The 15,692-nt window shown below is 66.7% G+C and carries 17 protein-coding genes; 14 read left to right on the forward strand and 3 right to left on the reverse strand.

Annotated features, from left to right (window positions below; genetic code table 11):
• Window positions 1-13 precede the first annotated feature (13 nt).
• From BST10_RS10885 to BST10_RS10925, 10 genes are all read left to right on the forward strand, one after another.
• Window positions 14-1,438: a FadD3 family acyl-CoA ligase gene (locus BST10_RS10885; RefSeq protein WP_083037786.1), complete on the forward strand. Its 1,425-nt coding sequence runs from the start codon at window positions 14-16 to the stop codon at window positions 1,436-1,438.
• Window positions 1,439-1,444: 6 nt separating this feature from the next.
• A complete protein-coding gene (locus BST10_RS10890; RefSeq protein WP_013830348.1) occupies window positions 1,445-1,627 on the forward strand; it encodes a (2Fe-2S)-binding protein in 183 nt (60 codons plus the stop codon).
• Window positions 1,628-1,710: 83 nt separating this feature from the next.
• Window positions 1,711-2,322: a TetR/AcrR family transcriptional regulator gene (locus tag BST10_RS10895; RefSeq protein ID WP_083037787.1), complete on the forward strand. Its 612-nt coding sequence runs from the start codon at window positions 1,711-1,713 to the stop codon at window positions 2,320-2,322.
• A gap of 45 nt (window positions 2,323-2,367) precedes the next feature.
• Window positions 2,368-3,045 (forward strand): hypothetical protein, encoded by a 678-nt coding sequence (locus tag BST10_RS10900; protein WP_083037788.1) that lies wholly within the window; start codon window positions 2,368-2,370, stop codon window positions 3,043-3,045.
• Between the two features lie 349 nt (window positions 3,046-3,394).
• Window positions 3,395-4,927, forward strand: a complete 1,533-nt coding sequence (locus tag BST10_RS10905; protein WP_083037789.1) for a nitric oxide reductase activation protein NorD — start codon at window positions 3,395-3,397, stop codon at window positions 4,925-4,927.
• Between the two features lie 13 nt (window positions 4,928-4,940).
• Entirely contained in the window at window positions 4,941-5,732 is a 792-nt protein-coding gene (locus tag BST10_RS10910; RefSeq protein ID WP_083037790.1) for a CbbQ/NirQ/NorQ/GpvN family protein, read from the forward strand.
• A 14-nt stretch (window positions 5,733-5,746) separates the two neighbouring features.
• Window positions 5,747-5,878: a hypothetical protein gene (locus BST10_RS24165; RefSeq protein WP_264079500.1), complete on the forward strand. Its 132-nt coding sequence runs from the start codon at window positions 5,747-5,749 to the stop codon at window positions 5,876-5,878.
• On the forward strand, window positions 5,875-6,561 hold the full coding sequence (locus BST10_RS10915) for a hypothetical protein (RefSeq protein WP_083037791.1): 687 nt from the start codon (window positions 5,875-5,877) through the stop codon (window positions 6,559-6,561). Before BST10_RS24165 ends, BST10_RS10915 begins: the two co-directional genes overlap by 4 nt.
• A gap of 13 nt (window positions 6,562-6,574) precedes the next feature.
• Window positions 6,575-6,979, forward strand: coding sequence for a hypothetical protein (locus BST10_RS10920; RefSeq protein WP_083037792.1), 405 nt, complete (start codon window positions 6,575-6,577; stop codon window positions 6,977-6,979).
• Window positions 6,980-6,985: 6 nt separating this feature from the next.
• The gene (locus BST10_RS10925) at window positions 6,986-8,164 is read left to right on the forward strand and encodes a cytochrome P450 (RefSeq protein WP_083037793.1); all 1,179 of its coding nucleotides are present in this window, start codon (window positions 6,986-6,988) and stop codon (window positions 8,162-8,164) included.
• Here BST10_RS10925 and BST10_RS10930 read toward each other — a convergent pair.
• From BST10_RS10930 to BST10_RS10940, 3 genes are read right to left on the reverse strand one after another with little or no spacing between them, the layout of a single operon-like run.
• Entirely contained in the window at window positions 8,159-9,637 is a 1,479-nt protein-coding gene (locus BST10_RS10930; protein ID WP_083037794.1) for a class I adenylate-forming enzyme family protein, read from the reverse strand. The two genes, BST10_RS10925 and BST10_RS10930, sit on opposite strands and share 6 nt — an antisense overlap.
• A gap of 7 nt (window positions 9,638-9,644) precedes the next feature.
• Window positions 9,645-10,466 (reverse strand): mycofactocin-coupled SDR family oxidoreductase, encoded by an 822-nt coding sequence (locus BST10_RS10935; protein WP_083037795.1) that lies wholly within the window; start codon window positions 10,464-10,466, stop codon window positions 9,645-9,647.
• A gap of 22 nt (window positions 10,467-10,488) precedes the next feature.
• Complete coding sequence (locus tag BST10_RS10940) at window positions 10,489-11,652, reverse strand: acyl-CoA dehydrogenase family protein (protein WP_083037796.1); 1,164 nt, start codon at window positions 11,650-11,652, stop codon at window positions 10,489-10,491.
• A gap of 105 nt (window positions 11,653-11,757) precedes the next feature.
• On the opposite strand from BST10_RS10940, the gene fabG reads away from it, so the two are divergent.
• The 4 genes from fabG to BST10_RS10960 are packed head-to-tail and all read left to right on the forward strand — an operon-like array spanning window position 11,758 to window position 15,679.
• The gene (gene fabG / locus BST10_RS10945) at window positions 11,758-12,498 is read left to right on the forward strand and encodes a 3-oxoacyl-ACP reductase FabG (RefSeq protein ID WP_235673640.1); all 741 of its coding nucleotides are present in this window, start codon (window positions 11,758-11,760) and stop codon (window positions 12,496-12,498) included.
• A 41-nt stretch (window positions 12,499-12,539) separates the two neighbouring features.
• A complete protein-coding gene (locus tag BST10_RS10950; RefSeq protein ID WP_083037798.1) occupies window positions 12,540-13,778 on the forward strand; it encodes an acetyl-CoA C-acetyltransferase in 1,239 nt (412 codons plus the stop codon).
• Window positions 13,775-14,968, forward strand: coding sequence for an acyl-CoA dehydrogenase family protein (locus BST10_RS10955; RefSeq protein WP_083037799.1), 1,194 nt, complete (start codon window positions 13,775-13,777; stop codon window positions 14,966-14,968). The genes BST10_RS10950 and BST10_RS10955 overlap by 4 nt, the downstream gene beginning before the upstream one ends.
• A gap of 3 nt (window positions 14,969-14,971) precedes the next feature.
• Complete coding sequence (locus BST10_RS10960) at window positions 14,972-15,679, forward strand: GntR family transcriptional regulator (RefSeq protein WP_083037800.1); 708 nt, start codon at window positions 14,972-14,974, stop codon at window positions 15,677-15,679.
• Window positions 15,680-15,692: the final 13 nt, after the last annotated feature.

Genomic DNA, 15,692 nt, shown 5'->3' on the forward strand with positions numbered 1-15,692 from the left:
CCCCTGTTGGTGTTTGGGGGCGGCCTCGGGGGGGGGGCCCCCCCCCCCCCCCCCCCACGGCCCGGTGCGGCTGAGTTTTTCCCAGTTGGCCGACCGGGTCCGCTGTGCGGCGGGAGCGTTCGCCGCGGCGGGGGTCGCCAAGGGTGATCGGGTGGCCATCTGGGCGCCCAACTCCGCGGAATGGATCATCGCCGCATTCGGGCTGCTGACCGCCGGCGGAGTGCTCGTTCCGGTCAGCACCCGGTTCAAGGCGGCTGAGGCCGACGACATCATCCGTCGCAGCGGCGCCAAGCTGGTCTTGGTCGAAAAGGGTTTCCTGGGGCTGGATTTCACCGCCCCGCCCGGCATCCCGGTGATCGACCTGAAATCAGACTTCCTGGCGTCAGGTGCGCCGCTGCACCGCGCGGTCGACGGTGGCGACATCGCCGACATCATCTTCACCTCGGGCACTACCGGCCGGCCCAAAGGCGTGATGATGAGCCATCAGCAGAATCTGCGGCTCTACGCCGAGTGGTGCGACCTGGCCGATCTGCGCGAGGGTGACCGCTATCTGATGGTCAACCCGTTCTTCCACACCTTCGGTTACAAGGCGGGCTGCATCGCCGCCTGCATCCGAGGGGCGACCATGGTCCCGGTTCGGGTTTTCGATGTCGACGTGGTGGCCGAACTCATTGAGACCGAACGCATCACGATGCTGCCGGGTCCGCCGACGCTGTATCAGTCGCTGTTGGACGCTGTGTCCGGGCGTGACCTGTCATCGCTGCGCGCCGCGGTCACCGGCGCCGCCGACATCCCGGTGGACCTGATCCGCCGGATCCGCAGCGAATTGCCGTTCCAGTCGATCATGACCGGCTACGGGCTGACCGAGGCCGGTACGGTGACCGCCTCACGCCGCGGCGACTCATTCGAGGACATCGCCACCACGGCGGGCCAGGCCTGTGCGGACATCGAGATCCGCATAGCCGGCGACGCCGAAGCCGGCGAGGTCCTGGTACGCGGCTACAACGTGATGGCCGGCTACCTCGACGACCCGGAAGCGACCGCCGAGGCGATCGACCCGCAGGGCTGGCTGCACACCGGAGACATCGGGACGATCGACGACGCGGGTCGGCTGCGGATCGTGGGACGCAAGAAGGACATGTTCATCGTCGGCGGCTTCAACGCCTACCCGGCCGAGATCGAGGGCTTCCTGCTGGAGCATCCGGCCGTCGCGCAGGCCGCGGTGATCGGTGTCCCCGACGAGCGGCTCGGCCAGGTGGGCAAGGCCTTTGTGGTGAAACGGGATCCGCGGCTCTCGGAATCGGAGCTGATCGCGTGGAGCCGTGACCGGATGGCGGGTTTCAAGGTTCCGCGTTCGGTTCGCTTCGTAGACCGGTTGCCGCTGAACGCCACCGGCAAGGTGGACAAGGGACAACTGGAGACTCAGGCCGGGGCGTGAGACCCCATGTACGTTTGCCTGTGCGCGGGGGTGACCAGTCAGCAGGTGATCGATGCCGTAGCCGCCGGTGCGTCGAACACCAAACAGGTCGGTGAACTCACCGGGGCGGGCACGGTATGCGGGCGCTGCAAGAACAACATCCGCGCCCTGATAGCGGCAGCTCCAACCGGAACGCAGTCACTGACGTAAGTCATCTTCCGGCGGAGGAGTGCCGAGGCGGTACTGTCGTGACCGGCGAATGGTCACAACGCAGTAGGCAGAGGGATCCGGGCATGGCCGTGGTGGACAAGTCAGACAAGATGACGGCGCGTGAAGCCAAGCGCCTGCAGACGCGCGAGCGCCTGCTGGGTGCGGCGACGGCCGAGTTCAAGCGGACCGGGATGGCGCAGGCCGACGTCGGCGCCATCGTCGCCGCCGCCGGCGTCGCGCACGGCACGTTCTTCTTCCACTTCCCCACCAAGGAACATGTGCTGTTAGAGCTCGAGAAGCGTGAAGAGGACCGGATGGCAAAGCAGTTCGGCCGGTACCTGGCCAAGGGGCATGACCTGAAATCCGCCTTGACCGAAGCGGTGCGACTGGTGTTGGGGCTGGAGCGCCGCCTCGGTGAGCTGTTGTTCAAGGATTTCCTGGCGTTGCACTTCTCCCAGACCCGCCCGGCCGCCGAGGACGGTAGTGATCACTCACTGGTCCTGCTGTTGGGCAAGCGCATCGAGCAGGCCCAGGCCGAGGGGGAGGTGGACCCGGAGGTCCGGCCGATCAACAGTGCAGTGTTCTTCTTGCTCGGTCTCTACGCGCTGGCGATCACCACCAACGATCCTATGCGTCACGAGTTGCTCGAAGATTTGGTGAAGCGCACCCTGCACAGCGTGGCCGTGATCGCCTGATCAATCCTTGTCGTCCGCGACATTGAATGACTAGAGTCAGTCGACATGCCCGGTGCACTGTCGGTTGAAGAGCATATGGAAGCGTCGCGCCTGGCCCAGCGTCAGGCGGACAAATGGCTGATCAGCGGAAGCATCCTGATAGGAACTGCGGCACTGGGCATTTTCGGCCTGCCGTTGTTCCTGCGGGGAGTGTGGCTGCTCCGGCAGGCGCAGCGGAACGGAATGTCGGTGCGGCCGATGCTGGTGACCCTGCTGGGATACCTGGTTATCGTCGACGCGGCGATCAACACCGTGGGGTGGGCGCTCGACCTGATCGGTAGTCACACCTTGCTGGCGCGTGTGCTGCTCAGCGGCTGGGGCTACATGTTCGACGCCGGATACTTCTGGCATTTCAACGAACTCTGGGTCGGCGGCGCTGCCGGCCCAGGCGAAAAGGCCATGGAAGCGGGCATGATTCTCACCGTGTTCACCATGCGGATCGCGGCCGGGATCGGGTTCCTGCAGATGAAGCGCTGGGGCCACCAATGGATGGTCGTCACCTGCTGGATGGGCGTGGTGATCTGGGTGTTGTACGTCTTCAACATGACGATGTTCGCCGACGTGCGGTTCGCCGGCGTAATCTTCCCGGTCGTGGGCTGGTGGCTCTACGACATCTTCTACATCACCCCGTTCCTCGCGATCCCGTATCTGCACACGGTGAACCGCGAGATCTTCACCGATTGAACGAGTTCTATTGACTGAAGTCAGTCAATGGGTTAGAAACAGTGCACCATGACCCCACAGCTGCGCCAGGTCCGGCACGACACCCGCCGACGCCAGACACGGGCCGGCGTGGTCTTCGGGAGGCTTCGCGGTGGCGAACGAAACATCATGCGCAACAAGGTGTCCTGCGCCGCGGCGCGTGGCCTGAACCCGTCAACAAGGAGGTCCGACCATGGACTACGTCTGGGAAATTCTGCGTTACGTCGCGGCATGGGGCGGTACCGGTCTGGTCATCTGGTTCTGGTATTGGATGTTCTCCAACATCGGCACGTTCTGAGCCCGGCGCACGCCTGCCCGGGAGGGGCGGTTCATGACTGACCTCGACCAGACGGCCGCCATGGCGTTGGAACGCAGCTGCTCGGTCACCGCGGTCGCGCTGAGCGAGGAGAACCGCGCCGGCGTGCGACTGGTCACCGGCGACCACCGCGGATTCGGCCTCAGCGTGTCGCGCAGTCACGTGCACGTGCCCTACCCGGCATTGCGGACCGACTGGACCCGGCGATCGTTGACCTGCGGGATCGCCCTGCAATGCGCATCGTCGAAGGACCGGCTGGGCCAGTACCGGATCAACGAACTGTCGGCACGCGAACTGGGGGCGCTGACCGTCGTGGAGGCCGGCGTCGCCCTGGGCTGGATCGCGTCGCGGTGGCCGGGCCTGATGCCCGAGTTCGCCCGTCTGCTACCCGAACTCGTACCGGCAGACCCGCAGCTCGAGGCGCGGGACATGATCGGTCGGGCCATCGAGGCGGCCCGCGGACCGGATCAGGCGGAGCTCGACCCGCTGCTGGGCCGGCTGCCGGCGATCTACACCGCGCCCACCGGGCTGACCGACAGACTGCGGCGGCAGTTCGGCAGGATGCCCTGGACCACGACGCAAAAACGGATGCCGCGACCGTACTCGGTGCCCGTCGGCGGTGACGGTGGGGTTCGCAATCCGAACCTGCCTCCCCCGAGCCGGCCGCAGGACAACGACACCGATGTCACCCCTGAGCACCGTCCGGGAATCCCGTATCCGGAGTGGAACTCCTGGACCGAACGCCTGATGCCCGACCACGTGGCCGTTGTGGAGCTCGCGCGTGACCGACGAGTCGGTGCCCCCACCACGACCTCGGCTGACCTGCGCAAGTGGTTTCAGGAGGACACCCACCGCGCGATGGTCAGCCGGCTCGAAGACGGGTCGGATCTCGATATCGACCAGTACGTCCGCCATTACGTCGACCTGCGCACCGGGGAGGCCGGCGAGCCCCGGCTGTTCCGCGACCTGTTGCCGTGTGACCGCGATGTCAACACCGCGCTGCTGCTCGACGGCAGCTCTTCGCTGGGGGTACACGGGGGACGGGTGTTCCGGCTCGAGCTGGCCTGCGCGGATGCGTTGTCCCGCGCCATGACCCACGCGCGTGAGCGGCACGGGATCTTCGTGTTCACCGGCAACACCAGGCATCGGGTGGAAGTCCGTTGCCTGAAGGACTTTCCGGAAGCCCGCTTCGTCCCGCCGAGCGGTATGGGGTTGTCCGCTAGTGGTTACACCCGCCTCGGTGCCTCGATCCGGCATCTGACCAGCCGACTGCTCGACCAGCCCTCGGAGCGCCGACTACTCATCATCATCGGCGACGGGATGATCTCCGACGAAGGCTACGAGGGTAGGTACGCCTGGTCGGACGCCGCACACGCGGTGGAGGAGGCCAACGAGGCCGGTGTGTCGGTCTACTACGTGGGCGTCGGCCCGACACGCGTCGACCCGTTGCCCGAGGTTTTCGGACCCAAACGCTCACAACGGATCAGCCGGGTGGAAGAACTGCCGCGGGTACTGGCACGCGTGCACCGCGAACTGATCAGTACGTAAGGGAGGGAGCCACATGAGCAGCGACATGTATTACTCGAACGGAAACGAGGTCCGACTCTTCGAGCAGGCCTTCACTCGGAGGATCCCGGTGATGCTGACCGGGCCGACCGGTTGCGGTAAGACCCGGTTCGTCGAACATATGGGATCACTGCTGGGTCGGCCCGTCATCACCATCAGCTGCCATGATGACCTGACCAGTTCAGATCTCGTCGGACGCTTCATGGTGACCGGCGGTGATGTCACCTGGACCGACGGACCACTGACCCGGGCGGTCAAAACCGGTGCCATCTGCTACCTCGACGAGGTGGTGGAGGCGCGTCACGACTCACTGGCGATTCTGCACTCGCTCACCGATCATCGCCGCAGCCTGTATCTGGACAGAGCCGACGAAGTGGTCCGGGCGCCGGACGATTTCATGCTGGTGTGCTCCTACAACCCGGCGTACCGGAGTTCGTTAAAGGAGCTCAAACCGTCGTTCCGGCAGCGCTTCGCCACCTTGCCGATGACCTACCTTCCCCCCGAACGCGAGGCGCAGGCCGTCGTCGCGGAGACCGGCATAGAACTTGCCGCCGCGCAGCGACTCGTGCACTGCGCCATCGCCATCCGCACCGCCGACGAGGCGTTCCACTTCGAGCCGCCGTCGACCCGGGTGCTGGTCACCGCAGCACAGCTCATCGCGGCCGGTGCCGGCGAACTGGAAGCGGCCGAAGCGTGCATTCTCGCGCCGCTGAGCACCGATGGTGCCATCAGTGAAGGACTGCGCGAGATCGCGGCCGCAGTTCTGCTCGACGCCGACAAACTCTAGAAGGGAAATCCGAAATGGCCGACCAGCAAGAGCAGAAACGCAAGAGGGCCCTGATCGTCTTCCAGATCGTCATCTACGGCTACCTGCTCACGATGTTCCTGATCCAGCTGTACATGTCGTTCGAACGGGGCTGGTGGTACCTGTGACCGTCACCGGGCCACCGGTCGGTCTGGAAGACCACCAGGAGCAGTCCCGCCTCGCCCAGTGGCAGGCCGACAAATGGATGATCGTCGGGGCTGCGCTGATGGGCATGTGGGCACCCGGTTTGATCGGCTTCCCGATCTTCATGCGCGGGGTGTGGTTGCAGCGCGAGGCTCAGCGGGCGGGCCTGTCGGTGCGGCCCATGATCGTCACCCTGATCGGTTATCTGGTGCTGATCGACGGCATGCTCAACAGCCTGGGCTGGTCGCTGGACCTGGTTGCCAACCACACGCTGATCAACCGGGTGCTGATGATCGGCTGGGGCCACATGTTCGACGCCGGCTATTTCTGGCACTACAACGAACTCTGGGTCGGCGGTGCCGCCGGGCCCGGGGAGAAATCCATGGTCTTCGGCATGATCCTCACGGTGTTCGCGATGCGCTGCGCCGCCGCGATCGGCTTTCTTCAGATGAAGCGCTGGGGCCACCAGTGGATGATCGTCACCTGCTGGATGGGCGTGTTGATCTGGGTGTTGTACGTGTTCAACATGACGATGTTCGCCGACGTGCGGTTCGCCGGGGTGATCTTTCCGGTCATCGGCTGGTGGCTCTACGACATCTTCTACATCACCCCCTTCCTCGCCATCCCGTATCTGCACACGGTGAACCGCGAAATCTTCACCGACTAAAAGGAGCACAACGATGGAAACCACTGCCGCCGAAGATCTCCCGCCGGGCACCACGCCGTACTACGCGCGCATGCACACCTGGATCAAGCGCGCTACATTGGTGTGCCTGGTCGCACTGGTCATCGAAGGCGCTTTCACCTTGCCGTTCATGGCGATCTACTACGGTTACCCGACGCTGAGTCTCACCCAGATCTGCAGCGAGCTGCTCAAGGTGCGCTACTCCGACGACACTCTCGAGTGCAAGTACCCCTACCCGCCGCTCGGGCCGCCCGAGGGCGCCGAGGGTAAGGACACCGCCAAGGACATCTGGGGGATTCAGCCCGTTCCGCAATATGACCGGCTCGGCTTCCGGGAGCTGGTCGAGCGGTACGAGGCCCGGCGGGCCAGACAGCAAGCCGCACAACAGCAGGGTGGCTGAGCGGTCATGACCGACGTGCACGTGGCACCGGCGGTGCCGCACTTCGCTTACACTGACCTGCCGATGGCCCGCGATCGTGGTGAAGGGTGGGCGGCGCTGCGCGATCTCGGGCCCGTGGTGTACGGCGAGGGCGCCTACTACCTCACCCGTCGCGATGATGTGCTTGCCGCGCTGCGTGACTGGGAGGTCTTCTCCTCGAGGATCCCCTACGGCGACATGATCAGCCCGGTTCCGCTGGTGCCATTGGGGTTCGACCCGCCCGACCACACCCGGTACCGGCAGCTGCTACATCGCTACTTCAGCCCCCAGACCCTGATGGCTCTGCTGCCATCGTTGCAGTCGCAGGCCGCCGAGCTCATCGCCGGGATCGCCGAGCACGACTGGTGTGAGGTGATGGCCGAATTGGCCACTCCCTACCCATCGCAGGTGTTCCTCACGCTGTTCGGTCTGCCCCTGGAGGATCGGGACCGCCTGGTCGCCTGGAAGAACGCGATTATCGCGTTGAGTCTGACCGACGACCCCGCCAGCGTGGACCTGACCCCGACAGTGGAGCTGTTCGGCTACCTCACCGAAGCGGTTGCCCGCCAACGCAAGGAACCACGGCCCGGCATTCTCTCGGAAGTCTTGCACGGCGCAGACCCGCTCGACGACGACGAGGCCACCGGACTGTCCCTGGTGTTCGTGCTGGCCGGGCTGGACACCGTCACCGCCATGATCGGCATGACGATGCTGGAACTGGCCCGCCGGCCCGGGTTGCGTGCGGAATTGCGCGCCGACCCCGACGGTGTCGCGGTCTTCGTCGAGGAGATGATCCGCCTCGAACCTGCGGCACCCGTCGTCGGGCGAGCGACCACCCGCCCGGTCACCGTCGCCGGCATTGAGATTCCCGCGGGCGCCCAGGTCCGCCTCTGCCTCGGTGCGATCAATCGAGACGGCAGCGACGAGTTTTCCGGGGGCAAGCTCGTCCTCGACGGAAAGGTGCACAAACACTGGGGATTCGGCGGCGGACCACACCGCTGTCTGGGCTCACACCTCGCTCGGATGGAGCTCAAACTCGTGGTTTCGGAATGGTTGGCCCGCATTCCCGATTTCGGGGTCGCGCCGGGTTTCGTGCCCGAGATCACCTGGCCGTCGGCGACGTGCTCGCTGCCGGCGCTGCCACTCAGGCTCGGGCCGGACTCATGACCGCCGCGTCTCGAACAGCGCCGCGACATCGGCGGGCCGCACTTTGAGCGCGGCATTGCGCGGCAGTTGTTCGACGACGACGATCGCCACCGGCACATGATGGCTGGGAAGCGCGTCGCGCACCAAGGTCTTCAGGTCGTCCTCCGACGGCTTCCCGCCACTGTGCCGCAGCTCGACGGCCGCTACCGGGACTTGACCCAGGCGTGTATCAGGGAGCCCGATCACACAGGCGTCCCGCACCGCCGGATGTGACACCAACACCGCGCGCACCGTTTCCGGCAGGACCTTGAAACCGCCGCGGTTGATCGCGCCATCCGCCCGCCCGTGAATCGTGACGAAACCGTCAGCATCCACCGAGGCGAGATCGGTGGTGCGGATCCACTCCGGTCCGATCACCTGCACTCGGGCTTCGAGAAGGCCGTGCCTACCGGTCGGCAGTACCGTGCCGGTGTCCGCATCCACGAGGCGAACCTGCACGCCCGGCAGTGGCCTGCCCGAGCTGTCCGGCTTGGTGTCGCGGTAGCGCTGGTAGTCCTCCGGGGTCCAGGCACAAACCGAGCCGGCGAATTCCGTTGCGCCGTACGCCCACAGCAGCGGTATGCCGTAGCGGCTCTCGAACTCCTCGCGCAACCGCGGCGTCAGCGGGCCGGACCCGCCGGGCAGGTACTCCAGTGAGGCCAGATCCGCCTTGGCGACGTCGGCGTCGAGCAGCATGCGCAGTATCGCCGGCTGCACACCGGTCCGTTTAATCCGGTAGGTCTTGACTGCCCGCACCCACTCGGCGACGGCGAACTTCTCCAGCAGCACCATCCGCTTGCCGGTGTAGGGGCCGACCAGCAGTTGGCACACACCGATGCTGCCGAACGGCCAGTACACCAGTTCGGGCGGATCGTCGGGGGCGGGGTGCTGCCCCACGGTCATGGTCAGCACCGTGTGCTGCAGTGCCGACGTCGATACCGGCACCCGTTTGGGCGCCCCGGTAGTGCCGCTGGTCAAGATGTGCAGTCCGGGTGCGAGCCTGCCGCCGGGCGCTGCATCGCCGACTTGCCGTCGCGCAGCGATGGTTTCGACACCGATCGGCTCGGGAATGAGCCCGATCCCGGCCGATCCGACATGCGTGACGGCGTTGCGCACCGGTCCGGTCCAGTCCTGCTGATCGGCCAGGATCGCCGGCAGCCGCAGCGCGCCGATATCGCGGGCAATGGAGTCCGGTGATTGGTAGGAGTAGATCATCGCGACCGGACGACCGGCGGCGATGAAGCCCAGGATGACCGCGGCGTGCGGGACCCGGTTGCGCACCACCACGCCCACCGGATCGCCGGGTGCGACACCCGCCCGGTCCAGCTGGTCGTCGACAGCTGCGATGTAGCCGGTGATGTCGTTGCCGGAGTACCACTTCCGTTCGAACTCGATGCATGGTGCCGCGCCGTAGCCGTGCAGGCCCGCGGACAGCGTTGCGCAGAACCGGTCCATGGCCGCCTCAGTACTGGGTGCAGCCCTGATCCACCGGAATCGCGGCGGCGGTGACCAGGTGGGAGTCACCGCTGGCCAGCCAGCACACCGTGCCGGCGATGTCTTCCGGCTCGGCCACCCAAGTGGGCAGGAAAGGCGTGAGCATCTGCGAGAGTTGCGGATTAGTCTCCATCGCCTGCCCCAGTGCGCTGACCATGTCGCCGGTACCCATGTCGGTGTTGACCGGGCCGGGGTGCACGCTGTTGACCCGGATCCCGTGCTTGCCCAGTTCGGCGGCGAACGCGCGGGCCATGCCGGTGACGGCGTGCTTGCTGGCGGTGTAGTGCACCATGAACGGCTGCATCTTGATGCCGGCCGCCGAGCTGATCAAGATGACCGAGCCGCCGCGACCTCCGTCGATGATGTGTTGCGCACCGGCCATCACGGTGTTCCAGGTGCCGGTCACATTGATATCCAGCACATCGCGAAAGTTCTCCGGGGTGATGGCATCCCAGGCCTGCGGGGCTGCGACACCGGCATTGGCGACGATGATGTCCAGCCTTCCCAGCGCGGACACCCCGGCGACGACCACCTCCCGCAGCCCGTCGTAGTCGCGGGTGTCGACCACCGAGGACACGATGCGCCGACCGGTGGCTTCCACCAGTCGTACCGTTTCGGCCAGATCCTCCGGGCTTGCCGGGTCGTAGGGTACGCAGTCCGGGAGTTTGCCCGCCACGTCGATTGCGATGATGTCGGCGCCCTCGCTGGCCATGCGCACCGCGTGCGCGCGCCCCTGCCCGCGTGCGGCTCCGGTGATGAACGCGACCCGGTCGGTCAATCGTCCCGTCATGCCTGATCCCTCCCTTGTCGATTCATGTCTGCCGCTGAGCGGCTTTGACCAGACCCGAGCCGATGATCAGCCGTTGGATCTCGCTGGTGCCCTCATACAGGCGCAGCAGCCGGACATCGCGGTAAATGCGTTCGACCGGTACTCCGCGCATGTAACCGGTGCCGCCGTGGACCTGTACCGCGAGATCGGCGACCTTGCCGGCCATCTCGGTGCAGAACAGCTTCGCCGCCGACGGCGCGATTCGGCGGTCTTCCTCGGTGACCCACTTGCGCGCGGCGTCACGAACCATGGCGCGGCCGGCCAAAACGCCGGTCTGCTGGTCGGCCAGCATCGCCTGCACCAGTTGAAAGCTGCCGATCGGGGTGCCGCCCTGGGTGGCGGTGGCCGCATAACCGACCGACTCGTCGAGAGCGCGCTGGGCGGCGCCGACCGCCAGCGCGGCGATGTGCACCCGGCCGCGCGCCAGCGAGGTCAATGCAGCCCGGTAGCCGAGATCCTCGCTGCCGCCGACCAGCGCCGCATCGGAGACGCGTACGCCGGTGAAGCTCACGTCGGCCGTCCATGCCCCTTCTTGGCCCATCTTGGCGTCCTTGACGCCGACCTCGACCCCGTCGGCGCCGGCGGGCACCAGGAAGACCGCGATACCGGCGCCCTGCTCGTCGGCCGGGCGGGTGCGGGCGAAGACGATGAACAACTCGGCCGTGGGCGCGTTGGTGATGAACCGCTTCTGGCCGGAGATCAGCCAGTCCGAACCGTCGCGGACCGCCTTGGTCAGCAGTCCGGCCGGGTTGGAGCCCGCACCCGGTTCGGTGAGCGCGAAGGAGGCCACGACGTCACCGGTGGCAATGGGGGCCAGCCAGCGGCTCTTCTGTTCCTGCGTGCCGAACCCGACCAGCACCTGACCGGCGATGCCGTTGTTGGTGCCGAACATCGAGCGCACCGCCAGCGACGTGTAGCCCAACTCCATGGCCAACTCGACGTCCTGGGTGAGGTCCAGGCCCAGCCCGCCCCACTGCTGCGGGATGGCGTAGCCGAACAGGCCCATCGCCTTGGCCTGTTCGCGCAGATCGTCGGGAACGCGGTCCTCGGCGAGGATCTCGGCCTCGCGCGGAACCACCGAGCTACGAACGAAATGGCGGGTCTGGGCCAGAATCTCGGCGAAATCCTCGTCGCTGACTTCACTCATCGACGCCGCTTCTCCTCACGTCCGACACTTTGAACGACCCGTTACCGACGACGATCATATATGAAATATGATGCTGCAAACATCTCACAGAAGGCGGGTGATCGAGTGTCCTTGCTGACCGGTCAAACAGCGGTCGTCACCGGCGGCGCCCAGGGGCTGGGCTACGCGATTGCGGAGCGATTCATCGCCGAAGGCGCCCGGGTGGTGCTCGGCGACGTGAATCTGGCGGCCACCGAGGAGGCCGCTGCGCAGTTGGGGGGATTCGAGGTAGCGCGAGCGGTGCGTTGCGATGTCACCAGTTCCGCCGAGGTCGACGCGTTGGTCGCCGCCGCGGTGGAGATGTTCGGCGGGCTGGACATCATGGTGAACAACGCCGGCATCACCCGCGACGCCACCATGCGCAAGATGACCGAGGAGCAGTTCGACCAGGTGATCTCGGTGCACCTCAAGGGCACCTGGAACGGACTGCGGGCGGCCGCTGCGATCATGCGGGAGCAGAAGCGCGGCGCCATTGTCAACATGTCCTCGATCTCGGGCAAGGTCGGCATGGTCGGACAGACGAATTACTCGGCTGCCAAGGCCGGCATCGTCGGCATGACCAAGGCGGCCAGCAAGGAGCTGGCCTACCTGGGGGTGCGGGTGAACGCGATCCAGCCGGGGCTGATCCGATCGGCGATGACCGAGGCGATGCCGCAGCGCATCTGGGACTCCAAGGTGGCCGAGGTGCCACTGGGCCGGGCTGGGGAGCCCGATGAGGTGGCCAACGTCGCGCTGTTCCTGGCCTCCGGGATGTCGTCCTACATGACCGGCACGGTGCTCGAGGTGACCGGCGGCAGGCACCTGTGAGTGGCGCGAGCAGACGTGAAAGCCCCCAAATCGGGCCGAAAATGGGGGCTTTTACGTCTGGTCGGCCGAGGGAGGCGGTGATCTGCGAACCGGTCCGTACCCCGATCGGCCGCTACGGCGGGATGTTCGCCTCGCTGACCGCCGTCGAGCTCGGTGTCGCCGCGCTCAAAGGCCTGCTGGACCGCACCGGGCTGCCCGCCGACGCGATCGATGACGTGGTGCTCGGCCACTGCTATCCCAATAGTGAGGCACCGGCCATCGGACGGGTGGTCGCGCTGGATTCCGGTCTGCCGGTGACGGTTCCGGGCATGCAGGTCGACCGCCGCTGCGGCTCCGGGCTGCAGGCGGTGCTGCAGGCCTGCCTGCAGGTGAGCAGCGGCGACTGCGACGTGGTGATCGCCGGCGGCGCGGAGAGCATGAGCAACGTGGCGTTCTACTCCACCGACATGCGCTGGGGCGGGGCCCGCGGCGGGGTCCGGATACACGACGGCCTGGCACGTGGCCGCACCACCGCCGGCGGCCGGGACTACCCGGTGCCCGGCGGCATGCTGGAGACCGCCGAGAACCTGCGCCGGGAGTACGGCATCTCCCGCGCCGAGCAGGACGAGCTGGCGGTGTCCTCGCACCGGCGCGCGGTGGCGGCCCAGCGGTCCGGCGTGCTGGCCGAGGAGATCATCGGCGTCACCGTGCGCTCCCGCGCGGGCGAGGAGTTCATCGACACCGACGAGCATCCCCGGTCCGAGACCTCGATGGAGTCGCTGGCCAAGCTGAAGCCGGTGCTGGGCAAGAGTGATCCGGACGCCACTGTCACCGCCGGCAACTCCAGCGGCCAGAACGACGCGGCGTCGATGTGCGTGGTGACCACCCGCGAAAAGGCCGAGCAGCTGGGCCTGACCCCGTTGGTGCGCCTGGTGTCGTGGGGTGTCGCGGGAGTCGCGCCCAATGTCATGGGGATCGGGCCGGTGCCCGCCACCGACGTCGCGTTGGGCAAGGCCGGGCTGCGGTTGTCCGACATCGACCTCATCGAGCTCAATGAGGCGTTCGCAGCGCAGGCACTCGCGGTGATGGCCGCATGGGAGTTCGGCGCCGCCGACCGGGAACGAACCAACGTGCACGGTTCGGGAATCTCGCTGGGGCATCCGGTCGGCGCGACCGGTGGGCGAATGCTGGCCACGCTGGCCCGCGAGCTCAACCGGCGCGGCGCCCGCTATGGACTGGAGACCATGTGCATCGGCGGCGGCCAAGGGCTCGCCGCCGTCTTCGAAAGGGTCGGGCCGTGACCAAACTCGCACAAACCTTGGGGCTCACCGAGTTCCAGACCGAGATCCTCGACACCGTGCGCCGATTCGTGGACAAGGAAGTCATCCCGGCGGCCGGCGAGCTGGAGCGCACCGACACCTATCCGCAGGCCATCGTGGACTCGATGCGGGAGATGGGCTTGTTCGGCCTGATGATCCCCGAGGAATACGGCGGCCTCGGCGAATCCCTGCTCACCTACGCGCTGTGCGTCGAGGAGTTGGCCCGCGGCTGGATGAGCGTCTCCGGTGTGCTGAACACCCATTTCATCGTCGCCTACATGTTGCGCCAACACGGCACCCACGAGCAGAAGCAGCGTTTCCTGCCGCGGATGGCCACCGGCGAGACCCGCGGTGCGTTCTCCATGTCCGAGCCCGAACTGGGGTCCGATGTCGCTGCGATCCGCACCCGCGCCACCCGGCAGCCGGACGGCGGGTACGTCATCGACGGGCAGAAGATGTGGCTGACCAACGGCGGTAGCTCCACGTTGATCGCCGTACTGGTGCGCACCGACGAGGGCGCCGACAAGCCGCATCGCAACCTGACCGCTTTTCTGGTGGAGAAGCCGGTCGGCTTCGGCGAAGTCCTTCCCGGGCTGACGATTCCGGGCAAGCTCGATAAGCTCGGCTACAAGGGCATCGACACCACCGAGCTGATCTTCGACGGGTACGCCGCCGCCGCCGACGACGTGCTGGGCGGAGCGCCGGGTCAGGGTTTCTTCCAGATGATGGACGGCATCGAGGTGGGCCGGGTCAACGTCTCTGCGCGGGCCTGCGGGGTCGGTATCCGGGCGTTCGAGCTCGCGGTGCGCTACGCCCAGCAGCGCGAGACCTTCGGGAAACCCATCGCCGAGCACCAGGCGATCGCCTTCGAGCTCGCCGAGATGGCGACCAAAGTCGAAGCGGCGCACCTGATGATGGTCAACGCCGCCCGGCTCAAGGACTCCGGCGAACGTAACGACGTGGCCGCTGGGATGGCCAAATACCTGGCCAGCGAGTTCTGCTCGGAGGTCACCCAGCAGAGCTTCCGGATTCACGGCGGCTACGGCTACTCCAAGGAGTACGAGATCGAACGGCTGATGCGCGACGCGCCGTTCCTGCTGATCGGCGAGGGCACCAGCGAGATCCAGAAACAGATCATCAGCAAGCGACTGCTCGCCGACTACCGGGTCTGAGAAGTGGGCGCCCCCGATTTCCCGGTGCGGTCACAGCTCTCCGACGATGTGGCCCGCTTCGTGCGCAAGCGAATCTTCAACGGGGACTATCTCGCCGGGCAGTATGTGCGGCTGGACCAGCTGGCGGCCGAGCTGGGTGTCAGCGTGACCCCGGTGCGCGAGGCATTGTTCGGCCTGCGCGCCGAGGGCCTGCTCGATCAGCAGCCGCATCGCGGATTCGTCGTGCTCCCGGTGACGCGGCGCGACATCACCGACGTCTCCGACGTCCAGGCGCACATCGGTGGCGAGCTCGCCGCGCGGGCGGCGGCCAACATCACCGACGACCAGCTACGCGAACTCGACGAGATCCAGGATCAGCTCGAAGGCGCCTACACCGCCGATGACGAAGAACGGGCGGTGCGGCTCAACCACGAGTTCCACCGTGCCATCAATGTCGCCGCCGACTCGCCCAAGCTCGCCCAGCTGATGTACCAGATCACCCGGTACGCACCGGAATCGGTGTTTCCCACCGTGTCGGGCTGGCCGGCCAAATCGACCAGGCACCACCGCGCCGTGCTGGCGGCGCTGGCCAAGCGCGACGAAGAACTGGCCCGCGCGGCGATGGCCGAGCATCTGGCTGCCGGTGCGGCCCCACTGATCGATCACCTCGTCGAGCACGGTGTGGTGGAGTCGGCCAGCGGAGCGGGTCGGCGTCGGCGGCAACCAAGCTGAGGGCCGCCGTCAG

It is taken from the genome of Mycolicibacter algericus DSM 45454 (assembly GCF_002086455.1).
Classification (GTDB): Bacteria; Actinomycetota; Actinomycetes; order Mycobacteriales; family Mycobacteriaceae; genus Mycobacterium; species Mycobacterium algericum.

What these genes read in the sequence shown, in the direction of transcription:
- BST10_RS10890 (WP_013830348.1), top strand. Translation starts at nt 1,445, where the DNA reads ATGTACGTTTGCCTGTGCGCGGGGGTGACCAGTCAGCAGGTGATCGAT.
- BST10_RS10895 (WP_083037787.1), top strand. Translation starts at nt 1,711, where the DNA reads ATGGCCGTGGTGGACAAGTCAGACAAGATGACGGCGCGTGAAGCCAAG.
- BST10_RS10900 (WP_083037788.1), top strand. Translation starts at nt 2,368, where the DNA reads ATGCCCGGTGCACTGTCGGTTGAAGAGCATATGGAAGCGTCGCGCCTG.
- BST10_RS10905 (WP_083037789.1), top strand. Translation starts at nt 3,395, where the DNA reads ATGACTGACCTCGACCAGACGGCCGCCATGGCGTTGGAACGCAGCTGC.
- BST10_RS10910 (WP_083037790.1), top strand. Translation starts at nt 4,941, where the DNA reads ATGAGCAGCGACATGTATTACTCGAACGGAAACGAGGTCCGACTCTTC.
- BST10_RS24165 (WP_264079500.1), top strand. Translation starts at nt 5,747, where the DNA reads ATGGCCGACCAGCAAGAGCAGAAACGCAAGAGGGCCCTGATCGTCTTC.
- BST10_RS10920 (WP_083037792.1), top strand. Translation starts at nt 6,575, where the DNA reads ATGGAAACCACTGCCGCCGAAGATCTCCCGCCGGGCACCACGCCGTAC.
- BST10_RS10925 (WP_083037793.1), top strand. Translation starts at nt 6,986, where the DNA reads ATGACCGACGTGCACGTGGCACCGGCGGTGCCGCACTTCGCTTACACT.
- BST10_RS10930 (WP_083037794.1), bottom strand. Translation starts at nt 9,637, where the DNA reads ATGGACCGGTTCTGCGCAACGCTGTCCGCGGGCCTGCACGGCTACGGC.
- BST10_RS10935 (WP_083037795.1), bottom strand. Translation starts at nt 10,466, where the DNA reads ATGACGGGACGATTGACCGACCGGGTCGCGTTCATCACCGGAGCCGCA.
- BST10_RS10940 (WP_083037796.1), bottom strand. Translation starts at nt 11,652, where the DNA reads ATGAGTGAAGTCAGCGACGAGGATTTCGCCGAGATTCTGGCCCAGACC.
- BST10_RS10950 (WP_083037798.1), top strand. Translation starts at nt 12,540, where the DNA reads ATGGGGGCTTTTACGTCTGGTCGGCCGAGGGAGGCGGTGATCTGCGAA.